The organism is Sutcliffiella sp. NPDC057660, assembly GCF_042800035.1.
Lineage (GTDB): Bacteria > Bacillota > Bacilli > Bacillales > Bacillaceae_I > Sutcliffiella_A.
In genome coordinates, this window is sequence record NZ_JBHVHV010000007.1 from 190,271 (window position 1) to 209,476 (window position 19,206).

Annotated in this window: 19 protein-coding genes and 2 riboswitches; of the genes, 2 read left to right on the forward strand and 17 right to left on the reverse strand. The window is 42.5% G+C overall.

The annotated features are described in order from the left end of the window. Positions 1-13: 13 nt before the first annotated feature. The 9 genes from ACFVAD_RS09890 to ACFVAD_RS09930 form a co-directional block, all read right to left on the reverse strand. Positions 14-1,294: a Glu/Leu/Phe/Val family dehydrogenase gene (locus ACFVAD_RS09890; protein WP_386638889.1), complete on the reverse strand. Its 1,281-nt coding sequence runs from the start codon at positions 1,292-1,294 to the stop codon at positions 14-16. 251 nt (positions 1,295-1,545) lie between these two features. Beyond that, positions 1,546-2,133 carry a genetic competence negative regulator gene (locus ACFVAD_RS09895; RefSeq protein WP_386638892.1) on the reverse strand — a complete coding sequence of 196 codons (588 nt, stop codon included), beginning with the start codon at positions 2,131-2,133 and terminating at the stop codon, positions 1,546-1,548. Positions 2,134-2,235: 102 nt separating this feature from the next. Beyond that, positions 2,236-3,159 (reverse strand): MerR family transcriptional regulator, encoded by a 924-nt coding sequence (locus tag ACFVAD_RS09900; RefSeq protein ID WP_386638895.1) that lies wholly within the window; start codon positions 3,157-3,159, stop codon positions 2,236-2,238. 158 nt (positions 3,160-3,317) lie between these two features. Further along, the gene (locus tag ACFVAD_RS09905; RefSeq protein ID WP_386638897.1) at positions 3,318-4,094 is read right to left on the reverse strand and encodes a metallophosphoesterase; all 777 of its coding nucleotides are present in this window, start codon (positions 4,092-4,094) and stop codon (positions 3,318-3,320) included. Positions 4,095-4,214: 120 nt separating this feature from the next. Next, complete coding sequence (locus tag ACFVAD_RS09910; RefSeq protein WP_386638899.1) at positions 4,215-4,670, reverse strand: DUF2663 family protein; 456 nt, start codon at positions 4,668-4,670, stop codon at positions 4,215-4,217. A gap of 115 nt (positions 4,671-4,785) precedes the next feature. Continuing rightward, positions 4,786-5,466 carry a LysM peptidoglycan-binding domain-containing protein gene (locus ACFVAD_RS09915; protein ID WP_386638902.1) on the reverse strand — a complete coding sequence of 227 codons (681 nt, stop codon included), beginning with the start codon at positions 5,464-5,466 and terminating at the stop codon, positions 4,786-4,788. Then, complete coding sequence (locus ACFVAD_RS09920; RefSeq protein ID WP_386638905.1) at positions 5,459-6,085, reverse strand: CPBP family intramembrane glutamic endopeptidase; 627 nt, start codon at positions 6,083-6,085, stop codon at positions 5,459-5,461. The genes ACFVAD_RS09915 and ACFVAD_RS09920 overlap by 8 nt, the downstream gene beginning before the upstream one ends. A 2-nt stretch (positions 6,086-6,087) precedes the next feature. Further along, positions 6,088-7,611 (reverse strand): RecQ family ATP-dependent DNA helicase, encoded by a 1,524-nt coding sequence (locus tag ACFVAD_RS09925; protein ID WP_386638908.1) that lies wholly within the window; start codon positions 7,609-7,611, stop codon positions 6,088-6,090. Beyond that, positions 7,604-8,662, reverse strand: a complete 1,059-nt coding sequence (locus ACFVAD_RS09930; RefSeq protein ID WP_386638911.1) for a YpbB family protein — start codon at positions 8,660-8,662, stop codon at positions 7,604-7,606. The genes ACFVAD_RS09925 and ACFVAD_RS09930 overlap by 8 nt, the downstream gene beginning before the upstream one ends. A 256-nt stretch (positions 8,663-8,918) precedes the next feature. On the opposite strand from ACFVAD_RS09930, the gene ACFVAD_RS09935 reads away from it, so the two are divergent. Beyond that, entirely contained in the window at positions 8,919-9,167 is a 249-nt protein-coding gene (locus tag ACFVAD_RS09935) for a ferredoxin (RefSeq protein ID WP_386638914.1), read from the forward strand. A gap of 49 nt (positions 9,168-9,216) precedes the next feature. Here ACFVAD_RS09935 and ACFVAD_RS09940 read toward each other — a convergent pair whose 3' ends face one another. Continuing rightward, entirely contained in the window at positions 9,217-9,801 is a 585-nt protein-coding gene (locus tag ACFVAD_RS09940) for an ECF transporter S component (RefSeq protein ID WP_386638917.1), read from the reverse strand. A gap of 178 nt (positions 9,802-9,979) precedes the next feature. Continuing rightward, a riboswitch (FMN riboswitch) is annotated at positions 9,980-10,159 on the reverse strand. A gap of 193 nt (positions 10,160-10,352) precedes the next feature. On the opposite strand from ACFVAD_RS09940, the gene serA reads away from it, so the two are divergent. Further along, positions 10,353-11,927: a phosphoglycerate dehydrogenase gene (serA, locus tag ACFVAD_RS09945; protein WP_386638920.1), complete on the forward strand. Its 1,575-nt coding sequence runs from the start codon at positions 10,353-10,355 to the stop codon at positions 11,925-11,927. Position 11,928: 1 nt separating this feature from the next. Here serA and ACFVAD_RS09950 read toward each other — a convergent pair whose 3' ends face one another. The 7 genes from ACFVAD_RS09950 to ACFVAD_RS09980 form a co-directional block, all read right to left on the reverse strand. Continuing rightward, positions 11,929-12,741, reverse strand: a complete 813-nt coding sequence (locus ACFVAD_RS09950) for a histidinol-phosphatase (RefSeq protein ID WP_386638923.1) — start codon at positions 12,739-12,741, stop codon at positions 11,929-11,931. Between the two features lie 375 nt (positions 12,742-13,116). Next, complete coding sequence (locus tag ACFVAD_RS09955; protein ID WP_386638925.1) at positions 13,117-14,412, reverse strand: hypothetical protein; 1,296 nt, start codon at positions 14,410-14,412, stop codon at positions 13,117-13,119. Then, positions 14,402-14,938, reverse strand: a complete 537-nt coding sequence (gene sigX / locus ACFVAD_RS09960; RefSeq protein ID WP_386638928.1) for an RNA polymerase sigma factor SigX — start codon at positions 14,936-14,938, stop codon at positions 14,402-14,404. Before sigX ends, ACFVAD_RS09955 begins: the two co-directional genes overlap by 11 nt. A 343-nt stretch (positions 14,939-15,281) precedes the next feature. Beyond that, positions 15,282-15,782 (reverse strand): ECF transporter S component, encoded by a 501-nt coding sequence (locus ACFVAD_RS09965; protein WP_386638931.1) that lies wholly within the window; start codon positions 15,780-15,782, stop codon positions 15,282-15,284. A gap of 4 nt (positions 15,783-15,786) precedes the next feature. Beyond that, entirely contained in the window at positions 15,787-16,203 is a 417-nt protein-coding gene (locus ACFVAD_RS09970) for a DUF4430 domain-containing protein (protein ID WP_386638934.1), read from the reverse strand. Between the two features lie 207 nt (positions 16,204-16,410). Further along, a riboswitch (cobalamin riboswitch) is annotated at positions 16,411-16,612 on the reverse strand. A 90-nt stretch (positions 16,613-16,702) separates the two neighbouring features. Continuing rightward, positions 16,703-18,472 (reverse strand): ATP-binding protein, encoded by a 1,770-nt coding sequence (locus ACFVAD_RS09975; protein WP_386638937.1) that lies wholly within the window; start codon positions 18,470-18,472, stop codon positions 16,703-16,705. Then, the gene (locus tag ACFVAD_RS09980; protein WP_386638940.1) at positions 18,469-19,188 is read right to left on the reverse strand and encodes a response regulator transcription factor; all 720 of its coding nucleotides are present in this window, start codon (positions 19,186-19,188) and stop codon (positions 18,469-18,471) included. The genes ACFVAD_RS09975 and ACFVAD_RS09980 overlap by 4 nt, the downstream gene beginning before the upstream one ends. Between the last annotated feature and the right edge of the window lie 18 nt (positions 19,189-19,206).

A 19,206-nucleotide genomic window follows, 5' to 3' on the forward strand; every position in this document is an offset into this window, starting at 1 on the left:
GATGTGCAAATAATTAAATCCAGCCTCTGAATCGGGATGCTTCCGCCATTTTGCGTGCACCAACCATGTATGCTGCAAGTCTCATATCAACACGGCGGTTCTGAGCTGTATCATAAACGCTGTTAAATGATTTAACCATCACTTTTTCAAGCTTTTCTTCCACTTCTTCTTCGGTCCAATAATAACCTTGGTTATTCTGCACCCATTCAAAGTAGGAAACGGTCACTCCACCTGCGCTAGCAAGGACGTCAGGTACAAGAAGAATTCCGCGATCAGTCAGAATTTGTGTTCCTTCAATTGTAGTAGGTCCATTCGCTGCCTCTACAACGATCTTCGCACGGATGTTGTGGGCATTTTCTTCCGTGATCTGGTTTTCAATCGCTGCAGGAACAAGGATGTCGCATTCCAATTCCAACAGCTCTTTATTTGTAATTGTATTATTGAACAATTTCGTTACAGTACCAAAGCTGTCACGACGATCTAGAAGATAGTCGATATCCAGTCCATTCGGGTCATACAATCCACCATAAGCATCCGAGATACCTACCACCTTAGCCCCTGCATCGTGCATGAACTTTGATAGGTAGCTTCCAGCATTACCGAAGCCTTGTACAACAACCTTGGCTCCTTTAAGCTCTATCCCTTTTTTCTTTGCCGCTTCATGGATACAGATTGTTACACCTTTTGCAGTAGCTGATTCTCTTCCGTGTGATCCACCAAGTACCAGTGGTTTACCGGTGATGAATCCAGGTGAGTTGAATTCGTCTATACGGCTGTATTCATCCATCATCCAAGCCATGATCTGAGAGTTCGTAAATACGTCAGGAGCCGGAATATCCTTAGTAGGTCCAACAATCTGACTGATGGCGCGGACATAACCGCGGCTCAATCGTTCCAATTCCCTGAACGACATTTCACGAGGGTCGCAAACGATTCCTCCTTTACCACCACCATACGGAAGGTCGACAATTCCACATTTCAAGCTCATCCAGATGGAAAGCGCTTTAACTTCTTTCTCAGTTACATTCGGATGGAAGCGGATTCCACCTTTTGTAGGTCCTACAGAATCATTATGTTGAGCACGATACCCAGTGAAGATCTTCACAGATCCATCATCCATACGGACAGGAATTTTCACTGTTAACATGCGAAGGGGTTCTTTTAAAAGTTCATATACTTCCTCGGGATAGCCTAGCCTCTCCAAGGCTTTATGTATCACAATTTGTGTTGATTTCAATACATCCAACTTGTCTTCATGTTTATTAGTCTGCTCGTTGCTTTTCTCGGCTACCATAAGTACCCTCCTAGATTGTTTCACTCAAAATTTACGAAGTCCATCTTCATGACATAGTATACACCTTACTACCATTTATGCAAAGATAGAAAATAATATTTTAGAAAAAAATTTGCAAACGGTTACAAAAATCAGACATTCACACTAAATAATACGGAAGGCATTCAATCCGGGAAGTTTCCCCTGACATCTACATCATACAATAGAACAAAACCAGCCCTATCTACTAAAAGCGTAGACACGGCTGGAGCTCAGTTGAAATAGGCATTCAATTGTTGTAAAGCATTCTTCTCCATTATGATCTTCCCGTACTCATGCACCCGGTGAGTAGTCATGGTAGAAGGAAAACCATATTCTGATAACACGGCAATCAGCGTATCAATATCCATGCATGGAGGCGTCTCTTCCTCTAAGAGAAGATAAAAAATATTCTCGTGTGAATAGATCATGCCACCATTTATATGAAAGTGCTTTAAACGCTTTGCTAAATCGATAAGGTGGTCAAACGAATGGAACTCATAAAACAATTCATGACTTTCATCGACCGTTACTTGCATTTCGATGTAGTCATCGGTAAATTCCTCTTCCAGAAAATCGTCATCCGTGGATGTAACAATGACGACCATGCCTTGAGCTTGTAATGCATATACCTCAACGGCCAAGGAGCCACTCACTTCAAAACCCAATTCTTCGCTCGCTTCATCAATCATGTCACGGAACAGCTGATGAACCTTTTGCGAGTCCTTCCATAAATCCTCTTTTGTCAACCCTCTTTCATCGAGGTCATCAAACGTGAGGAATATCTTTATTTTATTGTAGTTGATTCGTTCCAGCCGCATGAAAGACTCCTCCCAACCTTTACACCCTGCTATTTCTTACATTTTATGATAAGAGTGGTAAGTTGGTTCGTTACGTTCCCCATAGAATGGAAGTAAAGTACATTAATTCTTGGCAGCCATATGTTGCTTAAGCCAGTCTTCCCATTCTTTCATGGTGTTTCCGATCAAAAATTCTTGATACTCCGTTTGTTTATGCTGCGGCATCCTATCAACAGCCGAGCCACCGAGCCCAATAATCAGATCCGGATAGTCTCTGTGCAGGTCATCCACCATTTCCAGTGTTTTCGGAAGGTTAATGGATAGCGTGCAGGATAAAAATAGAAATTTCGGGTTTATTTCTTTCAGCACAATATGAATATCATTATCTGCTATGCTGGTACCAAGATAAATGGTATCGAACCCTTTTCTTCTAACAAACAGCGTATAGATCAGCAAACCAAGCTCATGCCATTCCCCTGGTCCACAAACCGATACCGTTTTGGGCAAAAATCCATTCACTGGCAGTCCATGCAGAATCATCCCGATTCGGGAACGAAGGAATGCAGAAGCGAAATGCTCATGCGCACTGGATATTTCCGCATTCTCCCAAAGGTCCCCTACCTTTACCAGAAGTGTTCCTAAAATATCAATCAATACCTTTTCCACCGAATATAAGCTGAATATTTTATCCATTATTTCATGAGCACGGCCTTCATCAAACTCAAGTAGGGCCTTTAATAGCTCCTCCAATAGATCTTTAGATAAATCCGAATTGGCAGTTGAATCACCACCATCAGTTTCCAATAGCTCCTGTTGATTCTTATCAAGCAGGGATACTGCCTGACTGATGGTAAAACCCTTGTTCACTTTTTGAATAAGCCACTTTAATATTTTTATATGCTCCTCCGTATAAAGGCGATGACCAGAGTCGTTACGCACAGGTGCAATCATCTGGTACCTTCTTTCCCAGGCACGAAGCGTCCCAGGTTGAATTCCAAGCATTTTTGAGGCTGCTTTAATATTGTACTTACCTTCATTTTTTGACATAAAGATCCCTTTCTCTCCTAACAAAATCCTTAGTTGAATTATATAGGAGGAATCTCGTCGTGTAAACTTTGTATAGGTTTTGAATAATCCATATTACGATTTCATTTAAGTGAAAAACGACTGAGCTGTCCGGTTACCAGACCACCCGGTCGCACATTTCAAATCTTCGTCGTTATCGTTAACAGATGCGTTTCAGGTGGAGCGCCAAGTCTCAAGGGAATCATTGTGGTTCCAAAACCGTTGCTTACTAAGAGCGTGGTTTGCGGGAGATGATGGATTGCTCCTTTTTCGTGAGGTCCATAGCCTAAGATACGGATTTGCCCTCCATGGGTATGTCCACTTAAAACAAGGCTGATTTTATTTTCACCCGAGAATTTTTCTACTATCTTCGGGTCATGGCTGACCAAGATTTTAAAACTGTCTTTTGTCGCATCCCCCAAGGCAAGCTCTAGATCGTCCCGTTCGTGAATCATATCGTCCACCCCGATAATCTCAAGAAGTTCCCCTGTTTCCGACTCGAACTTGAAAGCAGTATTGTCCAATATTTTTACCCCGTTGTGCAACAGGAGGGAATCCAATTCGTGATAATCCAATTCATAGTCATTGTTACCCCATACAAAAAATATCAGACCCAGCTTTTTCAAAACTCCAATATTCTCTTTTACTTGCTCCAGAGAGACGCCTTTCTCTGCAAGGTCTCCGCCGATTACAACAAAATCGACTTTCCCTTCGAGCGGTTGTATGAATTCAGGTGATAGCTTTCTTCTATGAATATCAGAGATAAAAAAGATGGCTACCTTCCCGAAGCTTGCCGGAAACTCAGAAAATGCCAATGTTTCTTCTTTTATTGTCTCTTCTTTTGCTTGCTTGAACATGTATAAAAGCAGTATCAGCCCACACACAAAGGCTGCCCCTAAAATATAAACAATTGTCATCGGTAACGTCCTTTCTTCTCTCCGTTAAATGAATGTTACAGAATCATACCATAAAACTCTAAATTGGTCAGTTTATTGCAACTCTTGGTTACATTCAAAAAAATAAGACCCCTAAAAGGTCTATTTGGTTTCATGATATAGGTTTATATCAAATTCCTTTTTCATCATTTCATATACTTGGTGACGCTGCTTCCATTCTTCGGGCTGAGCCCAGTAATCATCGCTGCGCTTGACCATCTCCTTGCGCAGGTCATGGTATTCCTTTTCTGCTTTATCCTTTTTGTATAACAAATATTTTATCATGCCCATCTGGCAACCGATGAACATCACCACATAAAAATGCACCGTTCTGTCAAAAAAATAAGCGAACATTTCCCCATAGCTTGTTCCATTCAAAAAAATGTAATAATAGATATACGCAAGGAAAATCCCGAGTGTCAGAAACGTGGATAATCTCCAGTGCCATTCTCTTTTCTTGAACTGATCAAACTTTCTTTTCTTTGAGACAAGAAGCTGCAGGGTTTTCTTTGTAGCTTCATCTGTATGCTTATCCAACCTTTGAATTTCAGGCTCCATCCGTACCACCTCATACCTGTTCTATTAATAAACCTTATGCATATATGAGAGCTTGTATGATGCCAAAAAACACAAAAAAAGCACAAGGACTGATGTATAGCCCCTGCACTTTTCTTCATCCGTTTCTTTTGATTGGAATGGTAAGCTTCTGTCCCGCATTCACCTGCTGATTAGTGAGGTTATTATAATCGCTGATAATCTTCTCTCCAGCTCTACTGTTGTAGTATTTCATGGAGATTCTGTACAACGTTTCCCCGCTGGCGACCACATGCTCTATATATTCCACATTTTCTTCAATCTTTTCTTCATCTATCACTTCTTCGGTTTCTTCCGGCTCAGCAGCTACTGGAGGAGGTTCCGGTTTTGTTTCTGCAGGAGTGTTTTTGCCATTGCCTGTTTGAGCATTCGTGCTGATGGTTTCGACAGAGGTATCTTCATCCTTGGTCTCCTCCTCTTCCACTATCGTATTCTCTTCTTCTTCAATCCTGTCGAATTCTATCGCTTCTTTCGAATTTGTTTTGGAAGGAATATTGATCTGATCATAGGATTCTACACTTCCGCTAATAGGAAATAATGATTTAAGTACATTTTCATCTTTATTATTAAAATGAAGCGCCAAAATGGTGATTGGTATCAATAAAAAAGCGATGCCGAGCAAGCGTAGAACAGGGAAATTCATTTTCCATTTCGTTCTATTGCGTTTCTCGGCATGTATTTCGCTCCTGGAAGGAAGCTTTTCAGCCGCAGCTTTTTCAACCTCATCTCGTAAGGAATCCGCCTGATCTTGTCTATTCATCTCGTTTCTCATACTCCTCACTAACCTCCCCGTTGTCGGTTTTCTTTATATACTCGCTTCTTATTTTCAGTGCCAGCAGCACATCTATGATGAAATGAGCCCAAATTGTAACAAGAAGATTTTCAGTCCATTCATACAAAAAGCCCAATAGAAAGCTTAATAGGATGACCGATACCAGTAATAGCCATTTATGAAGATAGCGGATATGCATGATGGCAAATACGATGCTTGCAATCCAGATCCCGAAATGAGTCTGAATCACGCCCCTGAAAAGCAGCTCCTCCACTGATGCAATAAGAAGAGCCAAACCAAATATGTGTATAACACTTCTTTTTTGAAACATTTTCTCATTGATGCCGCCATCGTCCATCAGGTGCCTTGGGACATACTTCATCAAGAAAAGATCGATCAACACTACTGCAATACCCACAAATGATCCAATGATGAAAATCTCTTGAATATCCCATTCCAATAAAAGCAGAAATTCGTTCCATCCTTCAAAAAGAAAAAAAGCAAGGACAACTGCTACGAGTAAAAATAGGAGCTGAGATACATGTAAGTGATACAACAGTTCCTTGTCACTCATTCTCTTAACCAATTCCGCCTGTTTATTTTTCATATTCATTCTTCCTGTACTAATATTTTTGCTAATAGTTGCTTCCAAGAAGAAGCATCACCAGTCATGCTTTTCCGCTTCTCTTCATTTTTTGAATAATCTTCCAATTCAAGTCCACAATGATCGCAGCAGTTTATTATCGGAGGACCCGCCTCTTCGCCAAAATAGGTGAGGATCCCTCGCCTCCTGCACCCTGATCCAAATGTCCAACTGTCGAAGTTACGAAGCTTTTCCTGTTTAGCAGATGTCCGGAGTTGTATCTGCTTTTGCAAAAAAGCTGCACACAACTCCAGATTTATTTCCGTGAGAGGTCCATTATTCCCGATAAAACTTGTCAGGTGGTAGGTTAAATATCTCCAATGCGTTTCGGTAGCTTGGAATCTTACTTCCAGGTCTGTCATCATTTCATCCGTTAGTGACTCGATGACGCTCCTTTTTTTTACAAGCTCCGTCAAAACAGCTGAGACAAACGCGTCATCCGGCAGCTCATGTTCGATTAAGAGCTGAGGCAGCATAAGGTCCTCGGCACTTTTCAATAGAACTGCGATACTTTTTCCACCATCACGACCAGCTCTCCCTATTTCCTGGACATAGGATTCCAGCTGAGTCGGCTGATGATAATGAATGACAAATCGCACATCAGCTTTGTTGATGCCCATTCCGAATGCACTTGTACAGCATATTACATCCAGCTGACCAAGGAGAAACTGCTGTTGGATAAGAATCCGCTGTTCCTGCGCGAGCCCTGCATGATAGAAAGCAATCCGGTCCACGCCTTGCTCTTCCAGATATTGACTGATCTGTTCCGCTTTTGTCCTACTTGAAAAGTATACAATCCCCGGAGAACGGAAATGCTTGACAAGCTCCAGGAGGCGTTCCCTTTTTTCCTGGTTGTTCTGGAAATGCTCCACTTGATAGGCAATGTTCGGCCGATCAATCGAATTGATATGCTCCATTGTCGATGCTAAATGAAGATACTTCTTTATATCCATTATCACACTATCTGTCGCTGTAGCCGTTAATGCCAGACAAGGAGGTTTTCCAAGTTTGTCCCTCACCTCACCAAGTTTCAGATAATCCGTCCTGAAATCATGTCCCCATTGTGAAACGCAATGGGCCTCATCCACTACAAACAGACCGATTGGTAAACCCTGAAGCTTTCTTAGCCAGCGACTGACCTGCAGCATTTCGGGTGAAATGAAGATAAATTTAAACCGAGAGAGATCTGCGTGCAATAGCTTTTCTTTTTCATGAAAGCTTAAGAAGGAATTGATGGCGATAACGTTCTTTTCACCCTTCGACTTCATCTGCTGGACTTGATCTTCCATTAGGGATAGAAGTGGAGAAACAATAACTATATGCCCTTCAAGCAAATAACCGGAAAGCTGATAGCATAGAGATTTCCCTCCTCCTGTAGGCAGGAGTGCGACAACATCCTTTTTCTTAAGGACATCTTCTACAATCTCCCTTTGACCAGGTTTAAAGTCGGTGAAATCGAGCTTTTTCAGTAGAAGGCTTAAACTATCCATGCGCATCACCCATCTTTGTCAGAACTAGTCTTATTTGAAAATAGCTGACATCCGCCAATCCTAGATACTCCTTTATCCTTTTCAACTGGTTGGTTTTCAACGAATAGGCAGCTTGTTGGATAATCTGTGCCCTTTCTTTTGGCACATATGGTGAAATGGAAAAGGAATCAAGATGAAGCGCCAGTTCTACAATGTGATCCTCGATGGTACTTTGCTTGAGATTTCTTGCAGCTGCGATTTCTTCCAATTTATAGCCCCTTTCCAATAAATAAAAGGTCTTTTGAGTGGTAGCAGTCAAATTTGGTCGATGAATCATATCCGAACATAGCTTGCTTAATACTGGATAATGGTCAACTTTCCTCTCTATCTTCTGCAGCATATAATGGAGTGCAGCCTGAAACTCCAATCGCACCCAGGTTTCGTCAATCCCAAGCATTTTGGATATCTGCAGGAGGGTGAGACCACTGTGTAGGTGACCGGAAAGCTTGGAGACGAATATGTATGCTTGCTGGTCTCCCACACTTCCTAAAATATCAAAGGTCTCTTTATAGATTATTTCGCATAACTCTTTTTTGGCAATCCCATCCTGTAATAAGATTTTTTTCACAAAATGTTGAACTGTCTCTTCATATTGAACCGGAATAAAATCTGTTCTGCCCATTTGCAGATTTGACAATGTCTGGGTCAGCAAGCTATACCTTTTCCAAAACACATCTGCCTTTCCTTTGTATTTCCAGCCATTTAGATAATCAGGGAACGGAAAGTTTTCCGCCTCTTTTTCCAGAACAGTGCTTCCTTTTTCCGTTAGGTAGTAAAAGTCGTCTTGAAAAGAGATTAATTGATCCTGCTCGAAGCGGGCAATGGTCGAATCAAGCTCAGCACGGGAAAGGTCCGGCAAAAGACCAAATAGGAAGGCGAGAGAATAAAGATTGCCATCCTGAATTGTTTGGGATGACTTCTTCCCTTTTAGCAAATGATAAATGGCAGAGGAAGTTCGTTCCCCACGAAAAGCACGAATACAAAATAAGCAGAGATATTCGAATGATTTCAACAAAATTCAACACCTTTTTTCATCTATCACCATTTTATCAAAATTTTGCAGAATTGTGGCATGTTTATGTCGACAAATGGTCGGGTAAATGATGAATAGAATGGCAGAACCCTTATGTGATAAGCATTCTCATTGACTTTTCTATTGAAAAGTTAGGAAAACAGTTTTACAATATAAAGTATGAGGAATTCGTTTCCATCTAATTTTTGGAAATGTTAATCTTATTGTATAGTTACTAATTGGGAGGTTTATTTTCATGGCAAAATATACGATTGTTGACAAAGACACTTGCATCGCATGTGGCGCATGTGGCGCTGCAGCTCCAGACATCTACGACTATGACGATGAAGGCATTGCTTTCGTTACACTTGATGACAACCAAGGAATCGTTGAAATTCCTGATGTGTTGGAAGACGATATGATGGACGCGTTCGAAGGTTGTCCTACAGATTCCATCAAAGTGGCAGATGAGCCATTCGATGGAGACGCTCTAAAATTTGAATAGTACACACAAAGAACCGCATTCCCATTAAGGAATGCGGCTCTTTTTAATTTTATACGTTTTTAGTGAACCACTGGCGCTCGAGCCAGAACGAAAGCTTTTTGTAAAGCAACAGGAACAGGAATGTCACAATTAGTCCCTTGATTATATTAAACGGCAAGATGCCATATACGATTGATTTTATGACGACAGCCGAAGATCCCATTGGAACATTCAAAAAATAAGTGAATGCCGGTAAAAATACATAATAGTTCAACACGCTCATCATCACAGCCATGAAAGCTGTACCAGCCACTAATCCTATACCAAGACCTTTAGTTGTACGGATTTTCTTGAAGATAAAGTAGGTCGGAAGGATAAATAATACACCTGCCGTGAAGTTTGCCATCTGTCCGACAGGAACACCCGTCATACTTCCTTGTACCATGTAGTGAAGCAGATTCTTGATTGCTTCCACCGTTATCCCTGCCACAGGTCCAAATAGAATGGCCGCAAGCAGTGCAGGTACATCGCTGAAATCAACGGATAAATATGGTGGTAATAACGGCAATGGGAAGCTTAACCACATTAATAGGTATGAGATTCCACTTAACATCCCCACTGTTACCATTTTCTTGATGCGTACTCTCTGATTCATTCGACTCTCTCCTTTTTGTTGGAGATCCACCTCGTACGAAAAGAGAAATTCAAAAGAAATTATTTGTGCATTGCACTTCAAGACACGAAAAAACCCGTTGCCATTATGGCATACGGGAGTGTGTGAAGGCATAAACAAATAAGCGTTAAAAACACTCGTTTTTTAACGTTCTTTGAACCTCCATCTTCTCCCATCCAGACTGTAACTGTCGGCTTTGGAATTGAACCAAATCCTGCCTCCAAGAAAAGCGGAAGCGGCTTGTGCTGCTTTACTTTTCCAGGATCAAACGGCTCGCGGGCTTAGAGAAGCAAATCTCATCACCGCCGATCGGGAATTTCACCCTGCCCCGAAGATAGATCATGTTATTTTAAATACAAAGTTATTATACTCGTAAAATAGTAAAGAGGGAAGAAATTGAACTGAAATTCATTTAGATTGCCTTCCAAAAAACTTGTAGCGCTTACATAGGTTCGACCTGTGTGAAAGTTATTGACAGCCTTCCTTTAAGATGTTAAGTTATCAGAAATTTTATAATATTTTGGAGGGATAACATGTTTCATGTATATGTTGCAGATTCAATTAGCGCAGATGGTCTTGCTCCTTTGTTGGAGGCTGAAAATGTCCGGGTGTACAGAAAAGATCAGAACACCACTTTTTCCTATGATGAAATAGATGCCTTACTTGTTCGAAGTGCCACCATGGTAGATGAAGAACTGTTAAATCAATTGCCAAACCTGAAGGTCATCGCACGAGCTGGTGTCGGAGTCGATAATATCGATGTGGCAGCAGCGACTAAAAAGGGAGTTGTGGTGATCAATGCACCGGATGGAAACACCATCTCCACTGCTGAGCATACATTTGCCATGATCTCCTCACTTGTACGCCATATCCCTCAGGCAAACATGAATGTCAAAAGTGCCCATTGGGATCGTAAAAAATTCGTAGGGACGGAGCTTTTCGGTAAAACGCTCGGGATTGTAGGATTTGGGCGAATCGGGAGTGAGATTGCAAAGCGCGCCAAGGCATTTCAGATGAAAGTGGCAGTCTACGATCCATTTCTGACGGAAAGTCGTGCCGAGAAACTTGATGTTGCCTCTCTTTCGCTGGAGGAAGTGATGAGAAGCGCAGATATCATTACGGTACATACTCCGCTTACCAAGGAAACCAGGGGCCTCATAAATTCCGGAAATATGTCAATCCTCAAAACCGGGGTATTTTTAGTCAACTGTGCGAGAGGTGGAATCATTGATGAGGATGCCCTGCTCGAAAACTTGAATTCAGGTCATGTAGCCGGCGCTGCCCTCGACGTATTTGAAGTCGAGCCGCCAACCAAATCGGAGCTGATTCAGCATCAGAATGTCATTGCCACTCCTCACTTGGGGGCATCAACGAAAGAGGCTCAATATAATGTTGCCTTTCAGGTGTCCAAGGATGTTCTAGCCTTCTTGAACGGGCAGTCTGTAACAACAAGCATCAACCTTCCTACCATTCCAAAAGAGATCTTGAATAAAATAAGGCCATTTTTCCAGTTGGGTAAAAAGGTAGGCTCCATTCTGTCCCAGGTATCCAACAGTCCGGTCGAGGAAATTACAGCAACCTATGCAGGAAAAATCACCGAATGGGAGACCTCCATTATCACGAAAAGTGTCATTGCCGGTTTTCTGCAAAACAGGGTCGATCAAACTGTAAATGAGGTAAATGCCGCTTCCATTGCGAAAGACCGCGGAATAAATTACGGAGAAAAGCATCGCAACGAAAGCGATGGCTATTCCAATCTGATGGAAGTTCGTGCAAAAGGGAATCAGGTGGATCTGACCGTCCGCGCCACCTACATCGAAGGATACGGAGCCAGAATTGTCCATATGAACGGGTTTGATATCGATTATGCCCCAAGCGGCCATCTGCTCTACGTGCAGCATCATGACCGCCCAGGTGTCATCGGACAGCTCGGAAATATTTTCGGAAAGCACGAAACCAACATTGCAACGATGCATGTAGGTCGTATGCTGCAAGGCGGAAAAGCGATCATGATGCTTTCAGTTGATAAGCCTTTAGAAAAGGATCTGCTGGATGAAATCCTTCTCATACCGGATATCTCCTCCGCCTTGACCTTGGAGCTTCCGTAAATTAACCCAACTCCACTTCTTTTCTTTCACCTTTGTCAAATATCATAATGGTCCGGTAGCCTACTTCTTTGGCAAGGGCTACCGCCTGGTCATAGTCACACCCTACATGCTCAGGTATATGGGCATCAGATGAGAGCACAATCGGCACTCCTTTTTGATGGCACATCTGTAGTAACCGTTTATCGGGATACAATTCGCCAACAGGCTTTCTGAGTCCTGCGGTACTGATTTCTACACATGTCTTCGAATTGGCGAGTGCTTTTGTTGCTCTTTCATATTGGGCAAGCAGAAATTCTTCGTCCTGTGGAACATATTTGAATATTTTCACAAGATCGAGGTGGCCGATGATATCAAACAGATTCGACTCGGCAAGTGTAATGACCTGGTCAAAGTACTTTTCATACACCTCATATGTATCCCTTCTGTCCCACTCTTTTCGAAACTCTGCCAGATCAATGCCGAAGTCCCCCACCCAATGAATCGAACCAATCACATAATCGAAAGGATAGGACTCGATAAACTTCTTCATCTCCTTATGCTTTCCGGGAGTGTAATCCATTTCAATACTGAATTTTACATGATGATCCTTATTCCAAGCCTCTTTAAACAACGCGTAATAATCTTCCATATCGTAATAACGACGCTCTTCCACCCATGGGTTGCTCAAGATATCTTTTGTTTGGTAAAAATGATACGCATGCTCTGAAATCCCCAATTCTTCGATTCCATTCAGCTTTGCCACTTCAATGAATTTCTCCAGGTATTCCAGTGTCAATGTTCCTCGTTCCAAATGATTATGATAATCGGTAAGCAATGGTCGTCCCTCCAATCAGTTTCAACCATTATACTATGGATATGGGACGGGTTGGTGAAATTCATCTGAAAATTTATGTAGCTCTTCCAATTGGTCTTCTTTCGAACAATTGCAACACCGTTCACCGTCAATCAACCAAAAGAGAGGCATGCCATTTTCAGGCTGCCTCCTTCCAAAAAGCATATTAAATTATTATTACTGCTTGTATACCCGTCGTCCATTACGACTGGCTGCCCGGTCACACCCTTTGCTTCATCACCTTTTCGAATGATAAATCAACGACAGGTTCCTGAGTTTTTTCCTACATCACCTTTATGAAGGGAAAATATATTATACTAACCCGAAAACAGAACCCTTTGCCAGCGAACGCTTTTATTAACGCGGATATGAAACTGGATTTGGTGCGAGAGGTACATCGACAGCTTCATTCAGCGGCACATTCCCGATGCTTCCGCTCTGGGCGGTTTCAAAAACAACCTGCTTAAACCCGAACTCCTTTGCTGTCATCATCATTGCTTCCAAGGCGAAAATGGTCTCTTCCGTATCGTCGAGAATGCTTGCAGAAGAAAGTACTATCTTTACAAGATCCCCCTCTGGTTGGAGGCTGGTGATTTCTATCGTTTTTGGTACCGAAGCTTCAATCCTGCTTTCGGAATCCTGGTCAGGAGCTGTTTTCATCGCATTCAAGGCCTCTTGGACATCTTCATAGTCCTGTTGGGACAGTACAAGGAATGTCGGACCATCCTGACCGCCTTTGTATTTTAGATATGCTTTGTTCCTGAGCTTTTGTAAATCCTCTGGTCCATTCTTCACATTGCCAGCCATTTCTACGTTTTGACTGCTGCCATTGTTCGTATATTCCACTGTGGTAAAGTGCAGTCGGAACGTTTCCGCAACCTGATCGGCAAACGTAAAGCTTTGAGTGCTCGAATATCCTCTGTATAGAGAACCTACTTCAATCATTGCTTTCTTCGTTCCGTCCTCGTTTTCCGCTTCAGTGATTACAGCCCCATCATTGAGATGAGGGACGCTCAATCCTAATCTATCATAATCCAGTTCATATCGGATTTTCTCAAGGTCATTAATATATGACGCTTCATCTGTTTTTGGTACAACAACGGAAATTGGAAAACTGAATGCTCCATCATTGGACATGGCGTCCCTTGCAGACACTCCGATTGTGATGACATTTTCCGTTTCTTCCATCACATTGGATACCACAAAGGTCGGTTGTTCTGCAGTTAATACATTCATATCATCGGTATCAGACTCTTTGGCATCATCCATTGCAATATCCGTGTTTTCTTTGTCTAAACTTTCTTCCTTACCTATACTCTGTATCCCGACGGCTTCCCCTTTCGCCGAGTCCCCGGAATCATCACGTTCAGCGCTTTCCATGATGCCTGCACCGTCTGAATTCCTGGCTGCTTGATCCATCGATGAATTGGAGCTATTCATGTTCTGCAGGAATAAAGGTGAGATAATGGCGAAAATCAATACCGCAGCGGCTAATGCAAGCGCAGGCATCACGTTAAAGGAGCGTGTTTTTTTATTTAGGCCAACATGTACTTCACGATATATTTGTTTTGGGTCACGGTCATCTTTCACTCTCGGCATTTGCCGCAAAAGCTTTTCCAGTTGTTCTTCCTCCATATGCTGTTTATGACGCATTACTGTTCCCCCCTTTCTCTTGGAGTTCTTCCATATGAGCCTTCAGGACCTTTAAAGCCCTATGTTGAGTCGTTTTCACCTTACTTTCCGTCCACCCCAATATTTGGGCTGTTTCTTGGATCGATAAGGCTTGTATGTACCGCAGGACGAGGACAAGACGATGATCCACCTTACATTTATCCAGACACCGGTACATTTGTTGAACCTGTTCATTTTGTAAAGCTATCTCTTCAGGCAGTGGTGCATGATCTTTTACCTGTTGTGTGCTCCAGTCAAAAGTTTCAAGTAGTTTACTTTTCCAACCCTTCTGCTTTCGGAAAGAATCAATCGCAACATGCTTGGCGATCGAAAAAAGCCAAGTCTTCTCGCTGCTCTTTCCTTCAAACCGATCGTAAGAACGCAAAACCTTTATATAAACTTCTTGAACGAGGTCCTCGGCATGCTCTTTGTTTTTTACCATATAAAATAAAAACTGAAAGACATCATGGTGATATTTTTCATAGAGCTCTTGAAAAACCGTATTCATCCTTTCCCTCCGTTCATTAGATTAGTCGTATACTATATTAAAAAAGTTACATTACAAATATATGACAAAAGTTACAGTTTGGCTATATTCTTTTAGGAATTTTCAGGAAAATATTCATAGTATTTTTGAAGGTAATCTTTTTTATATTTAATAGGAAAATCAGTCCATATTGTTTTATTATAATGGAGGGTCAGTCAACTTTGTAGGGGTCTTTGAGCACCTTTTTTGTTTGGTTTTGTGGAATTCTGGGACAGGTCAGTTCAGAAGAAGTGGACGGAAATGGAACAAGATGGTTCGCCTTACCTCCAAAAAAAAGAAGCCCTTTTCAAGGCTCCCCTTCTGTTCATTGAAGCATATACGCCGCCCGTTCCTTCAGCAGCTTCGATAACACTGGAAATAGTATAATGAAAAATACAACATTCCCAATCGCATGGTTCACATCGAATGGAATTCCTGCCAAATAGTAAGGCCAAAACAGCTTGCCAACTACCAAACGTTCAAGTGACATGACAAAACCATACAAAAGTCCGCAAACGCCTGCATAGATTGCCAAAATGACGACAGGTGTCTTATGGAACCATTTGCCGATCATTCCGCTCATCAACCCGATAATCGACCATGCAATGATCTGGGTGACCGTCCATGTGCCGCTTCCGAGCACCATATTGGAGGCAATCGTACTGCCGCAAGCCAGAATCAATCCTGTCACCGGCCCCATCCAAAATGAACAGATGATGATGATTGCTGTAACAGGCTGAACATTAGGAATGGAGGCGAAAGCAATCCGCCCCACTACGCATAAAGCGATGAGCACCCCTAATAAAGCAAGCTTTTTAGTAGGCATAAAACTATTCCCACTTTGCATAGTCGAAGTGTACAACATCATCTGCCTTGAGCACGTATTCTTTTGCACCGACCATGATTTCTTCCTCATTCACCTTATATGTCCAGAAATAGGAGTTGGCTGTATCCGACTCTACCCCATCAATCCCAACGATAAATTCCTTGGTATCGTCCAGGGTCAATTCGAAGTTACGTTCCATGACTTCCATCAATGATTCGCCTTCTTCAAATTCCAGAGTTTTCTCACTGATTACATCTTCTCCATCCTTTGTCAGCTTGATGGTCGTTTCGAGCTGGTCCTGCTGCTTCTCCTCTACCGGCGCTTCTGTTGAGGAGTTGGAGTTCGTATTATTTCCCCCTGATGCGCATCCTGTCAGTGCCAATATAAATGCTGCTAATAGTGTCAGTAAGAATTTCTTCATGTGTCATTTCCCCTTATGTATGTAGTAGGTAAAACTGCAAGATGGTTTGTTCATCCCCCCGCTGGAAAAATAAGTCCCCTCTTGTTGTTAACTCACTTCTGAAGCAAACAAAAAAACCTCATCCAATATGAAGGATGAGGTGTAAACGGCATAAAAAGCACGTATAAATAAACGCCGTCTCTCTCACTCAACCCCCGAAGCATTGAAACTAAGTTTAGACAATTGGCAGGTCTACTGACTCATGCTTCACCCTACTTTGAGCCTTCCCATATGGCAGCCTGATTTCTCAAGCCGGATCATACAGTGGTTATCTCATTTCGTCCACATTTACAGTTGCGGGGACAGTTTTGGTCTTTCACCAAATTCCCTTTTAAGTCACCGAGGTGACACCACATCTTCAAAACTATTCAATTAACTAGCTTTCATATTACACAATATGTCCCTTGCTGACAAGAAAATGTTTCATACTAAACAAGATTATTCGCTAATGTTAAACATATTACCTCATTGTTCGTGGAATAAACAGGGAAAATGTCGTTCCTTCATTCCATTTCGAATGAACGGAGATCTGGCCATTATGTGCTTCGACAATATTCTTTACAATGGCAAGGCCGAGACCTGTCCCTGCTCGTCCTCTTGTACGAGCTTTGTCCGCTTTATAGAACCGTTCAAACACAAACGGCAGATCCTCTTCAGGAATACCGTGGCCGGAGTCTTTTACATCCATTTTCAAACCTAGATCCGACAAATTGACTAAGATCGTAATTTTTCCGCCCTTTTCCGTATGACGGATCGCATTGTCAACGAGATTGGTCAAAACCTGTTCCATTCTATCTACATCAAATGCGATTTTGCCTTGTCCAGTCATCTCGTAACTTAGACTGATGTTCTTTTCCTTTGACAGCACCTGAAACTTGCGAATTATTTTTTCCACAAACACTGCAACATTAGCTTCTTCATAGTTCAGTAAAATATGGCCTGCTTCCATTCTCGCAAGGTCTAGAAGATCGTTAACGAGTCTCCCCATGCGCAACGACTCATCATAGATGACAGATGCAAGCTCTTTTTTCTCCTCATCCGTTCCTGCAATATCATCGACGATTGCTTCACTGTATCCCTGCAGCATGGAAATCGGTGTACGCAGTTCATGTGATACATTCGCGATAAAATCCTTGCGGAGCTTATCGAGCCTGCGTTCTTCCGTCATATCCCGGATAACGGCAACCGCCCCGCGTATATGTGTCTGGCTGTATAGGGGACTCATCACAATCACCCAGGTGCGTCCTTGGTAGGTGAGCTCAATTGCCTGTTCCTTTTCAATGGAAACCGCCCTCTGGAACATATCCCTGACCTCTGTGGGAAGATCTTCCCCATTGTCACTGCCTTCCTGGTAGAACCAGGCTTGCAAAAAGCGTTCAGCTGGAGGATTCGAGACAAGGATGGTTCCGTCACGGTTCAATGTGATAACACCATCCGCCATCGAGCTTAATATGTTCGCCAAATGCTCTTTTTCCTGATTCAATGCATTAATATTGAATTTCAACTGGCGTCCCATCTGATTGAATGCCATTGCAAGCTCCCCAATTTCATCGTGAGTGAGCATCGGCAGCTTTGTATCAAACTTCCCACGTGCAATTTCAAACGCAGCCTCCCTCATTTTCCGTAGAGGTGCTGTAATTCTGGTAGATAGGAAGAATGCAAAAATCGTTGTTAGGAAAATGGCAAAACCGGCTGCGAGTAAAATGAGCTGGGTTGTCTGTTTTGTTGTTTCCTTGATGGCAAGCAAGGATTGGTAGATGAAGACAGCTCCATCCTTGTTCTCATCCAGGTGTAGTGGAACGCCCACAATCATGATTTCCCCATACATCTCATCATCTTTATTGATATCGGATAAATAGGTTTTTTTCGTTACAATCGGCTGATCCTCGAATACGAGGGAAAGCTGCGGATCATCGAGGAAAAAGGAAGCGGGAAGATGACTGAGCGTTCCGTTTGGGGAATGGCTAAAGTCTTTCTTATCCGAGAACACTACTACCCTTGTCGCTTCATCCACCAGCTCCCATGCGATGCTCATCGCCTGTTCACTATCTGCATGTTGTTCAAGAATGAGCGCTATTTTTTTTGCATCCTTTGTCAGTTCTTTTTCAGCTTCACTGACATGGTAGTTTTCGAAGAACTCCAGCAACAGGATTGTAAGGACAAAAAGAACAAAGGAAACTAAAAGTAAAATGGTAAGCCAGAGCTTACCAACAACACTTTTCCAAATCATGAGTCACTGCCGACCTCAAACTTGTATCCGACGCCCCATACGGTCACAATCATTTTCGAAGCAGGCTCTGATACTTTATTCAGCTTTTCGCGAAGTCTCTTCACGTGTGTATCAACGGTTCGCAAGTCACCAAAGAATTCATATTGCCATACTTCTTTCAACAGTTGTTCACGGTCAAAAACTTTGTCCGGCGATTTTGCAAGGAAATAGAGAAGCTCGTACTCTTTTGGCGTAAGGTTCACTTCCTTGCCGTCGGATGTAACCCGGTGCGCATCATTGTCGATGGTCAGATGATGGAACACTATGACATCCTTTGTTGTTGTTTCCGTTGTCAGGAAGGTTGTGGTCGAAGATCGTCTCAGCAACGCCTTTACCCGAAGTACCACTTCCCTCGGGCTGAATGGTTTCACTATGTAGTCATCTGTTCCAACTTCAAAGCCCTGGACACGGTTGGTCTCTTCCCCTTTTGCCGTCAGCATGATGATCGGAGTCGCTTTCTTTTCACGGATTTCCTTGCATACCTCCATGCCGTCCATGCCTGGCATCATGATATCAAGGAGAATGACATCGTATTCATTTTCCAGAGCAAGCTCCAATGCGGTGTGACCATTGTCGGCTTCCTCAATGGTATAGTTCTCTCTTTCAAGATACATTTTCAACAGTCTTCTGATTCGATCTTCGTCGTCCACTACAAGAATTTTTACGTCTTTTTCCATGAAATTTCCCCTCCTGGT